3 protein-coding genes are annotated in these 3,445 nt (G+C 62.0%); all 3 read left to right on the plus strand.

What is annotated here, in order from left to right; all coding sequences use genetic code 11:
* The first annotated feature begins 271 nt into the window (after positions 1-271).
* The gene (gene dapC / locus Q1M07_RS12375) at positions 272-1,486 is read left to right on the plus strand and encodes a succinyldiaminopimelate transaminase (RefSeq protein WP_300454199.1); all 1,215 of its coding nucleotides are present in this window, start codon (positions 272-274) and stop codon (positions 1,484-1,486) included.
* A 17-nt stretch (positions 1,487-1,503) separates the two neighbouring features.
* Positions 1,504-2,334: a 2,3,4,5-tetrahydropyridine-2,6-dicarboxylate N-succinyltransferase gene (gene dapD / locus Q1M07_RS12380; protein WP_300454201.1), complete on the plus strand. Its 831-nt coding sequence runs from the start codon at positions 1,504-1,506 to the stop codon at positions 2,332-2,334.
* Positions 2,335-2,394: 60 nt separating this feature from the next.
* Positions 2,395-3,445, plus strand: a 1,051-nt coding sequence (locus tag Q1M07_RS12385) for a PilT/PilU family type 4a pilus ATPase (protein ID WP_300454200.1), incomplete at its 3' end; no start/stop codon positions are given.

Raw genomic sequence — 3,445 nt, forward strand, 5'->3', positions numbered from 1 at the left:
CCGACCACGCCCACCAGATTGCCGGGCGTGAGCACGGTCGTCGGGTCGACGAAGGTCTTGAAACCGGCAAGCTTGAGTTTGGCTAGACGCACAACAATAGGGAAAACGCAGGATGGATCGGGGCTTAAGGCCGTAACGGTGGCAACGATGCTGCACTGCCGCATAAGCGGCGGACGCTATAATAACATTGGTCAAAAAGAGGCCAGAGGGTTGTTTTTGCCTCACTTCTCGATCCGCCCGCCCTGGGCCGAATACTAGGAAATCCCCCACAGTGAACCCGCACCTCCAGGATCTTCACCCCTATCCGTTCGAAAAACTGCGCCGCTTGTTCGACGGCATCGTGCCGCCGGCCCAGTACGCGCCGATCCGCCTGTCCATCGGCGAACCCCAGCACGCGACGCCGGCCTTCATCCGCGAGGCGCTCATCGACAACCTCGGCGGCCTGGCCAATTACCCGACAACGCAGGGCTCCGATGCTCTGCGTCAGTCCATCGCGGGCTGGCTGGAGCGCCGTTACGGACTTCCCGCGGTCGATCCGGCAACCCAGGTGCTGCCGGTCAATGGCTCTCGCGAAGCCCTGTTCGCCTTCGCCCAATGCGTCATCGACGGCACCCGGCCGGACGCACTGGTGCTCAGCCCGAACCCGTTCTACCAAATCTACGAAGGCGCAGCCTATCTCGCCGGCGCCAAGCCCTATTTCATCAACAACCTGCCGGAAGACCGCTTCGCCTCCGACTTCGAAGCGGTGCCCGAATCCGTGTGGCAACGTGTCCAGCTCGTCTTCGTGTGCTCGCCTGGCAACCCGACCGGCAAGGTGCTGACGATGGACGAATGGCAAAAGCTGTTCGAACTCTCCGACCGCTACGGCTTTGTGATCGCCGCCGACGAGTGCTATTCCGAAATCTATTTCGACGACGCCCACTTGCCCATCGGCGGCCTCGAAGCGGCCACACGCCTCGGTCGCAGCGATTTCCGCAACGTCGTGATGTTCTCCAGCCTCTCGAAACGCTCCAACGTACCCGGCATGCGCTCCGGCTTCGTCGCCGGCGACGCCGCCATCCTCAAGCGCTTCCTGCTCTACCGCACCTACCACGGCTGCGCCATGAGCCCGTCGGTGCAGGCCGCCTCTGCCGCGGCCTGGAACGACGAAGCCCACGTGGCCGAAAACCGCCGTCAATATCGCGAAAAGTTTGCCGTTATCACCCCGATGCTCAAAGCTCACCTCGACGTGGATCTGCCCGACGCCGGCTTCTACCTGTGGGCTCGAGTGAGCGGCCTCGGCGTTTCCGACACCGAGTTCGCCCGCCGGCTGCAGGCTGAATATAATGTGACGGTTCTGCCCGGTAGCTTCCTTGCCCGCGAAGCCCACGGAGTCAACCCCGGCGCCGGTTTCGTGCGCATCGCACTGGTTGCCGATCTGGCCGAGTGCGTCGAGGCGGCAAGCCGTATCGCCACCTTCGCCCAACAACTTTCGAACAATCCATGACCGTATTAGTACACATCATGCCCCATCGCGAAAATCCGTTTACCGCCATCATCGAAGACCTCTGGGAGCGCCGCACCGAGATCTCCGTCGCCACAGCGACCAAGGAACAGCTCCGCGCCATCGAGCACGTCATTGACGAACTCGATCAGGGCAAGCTGCGCGTCGCCGAGAAGATCGACGGCGAGTGGGTCACCCATCAGTGGATCAAAAAGGCCGTGCTGCTGTATTTCCGCACCCATGACAACAAAGTCATGTCCGGCGGCGACACCCGCTACTTCGACAAGGTTCCGACCAAGTTCGACGACTACAACGAGCACGACTTCCAGACCGGCGGTTTCCGCGTCGTCCCGAATGCCACCGTGCGCAAGGGCAGCTTCATCTCCAAGGGCGTCGTCCTGATGCCTTCCTACGTCAACATCGGCGCTTACGTGGGCGAAGGCACCATGGTGGATACCTGGGCCACCGTCGGCTCCTGCGCCCAGATCGGCAAGAACGTCCACCTTTCCGGCGGCGTCGGAATCGGTGGCGTGCTCGAGCCGCTCCAGGCCAACCCGACCATCATCGGCGACAACTGTTTCATCGGCGCCCGCTCCGAAGTGGTCGAAGGCGTGATCGTCGAAGACAACTGCGTGATCTCGATGGGCGTCTACATCGGCCAGAGCACAAAGATCTACGACCGTGCCACCGGCGAAGTCACCTATGGCCGCATCCCGGCGGGTTCCGTCGTGGTGAGCGGCAACCTGCCTTCGGCCGATGGCAAGTACAGCCTTTACTGCGCCGTCATCGTCAAGAAGGTCGACGCGCAGACCCGCGCCAAGACCAGCATCAACGAACTGCTGCGCGACTGATCGCGCCGCACCCGGGCAGCCCCCGCCAAAGGGGCGGCCCGGCACTTTACGGGCTGCCAGATGATCATCGACAAGCTATTCTCCCTGATGGCCGAGAAGAAAGCCTCGGACATCTTCATAACAGTCGGCACCCCGATCCACATCAAGATCGACGGCAACACCCTGCCCATCAATCAGCAAGCCATAGATCCGACGATGGTCCATCGGATGGCCTACGAGATGATGACGCCCGAACAGATCGAGCGCTTCGAGCGCACCAAGGAGATGAACCTCTCCTTCGGCCGGCGCGATCTGGGCAATTTTCGCGTCAACATCTTCTGGCAACGCGGCAGCATCGCCATCGTGGTCCGCTACATCGCCGGCGACATTCCGCGCCTGGAAACCCTCGGCCTGCCCTCGGTCCTCAACGAAGTCATCATGGAAAAGCGGGGTCTGGTGCTGGTTGTCGGCGCCACCGGTTCCGGCAAGTCGACAACCATCGCCTCGATGCTCGACCACCGCAACGAAAACCGCTCCGGTCACATCCTGACCATCGAAGACCCGATCGAGTATCTGTTCAGACACAAGATGTCGATCGTCAACCAGCGGGAAATCGGCCAGGACACCATCGACTGGCAAAACGCCCTGCGCAACGCCATGCGGCAGGCGCCCGACTGCATCCTGATCGGCGAGATCCGCGACCGCGAAACCATGCAGGCGGCCCTCGCCTACGCACAGACCGGCCACCTGTGTCTGGCAACCCTGCACGCCAACAACGCCTACCACGCGCTCAACCGGATTTTCAGCTTCTTTCCGATCGACGGGCGCGCCCTGCTGTCCCTCGACCTCGCGGCCACGCTCAAGTGCATCATCTCCCAGCGCCTGGTCAAAAGGCCGGACGGCGGGCGGGTTCCCGCCGTCGAAATCCTGCTCAACACCCGTCAGGTTGCCGAACTGATCGAACGGAGCGAGATCTCGGGCATCCGCGAGGCCATGGAACAAAGCCTAACCCAGGGCTCGCGCACCTTTGAGCAGGATCTATTCCGGCTCTACAAAGACAAAGTCATTTCCCTCGAAGAAGCCCTTGCCAACTCCGACTCGCCGACCAACCTGTCGTGGCTCATCAACAACG

The organism is Accumulibacter sp. (assembly GCF_029255285.1).
Lineage (GTDB): Bacteria > Pseudomonadota > Gammaproteobacteria > Burkholderiales > Rhodocyclaceae > Accumulibacter.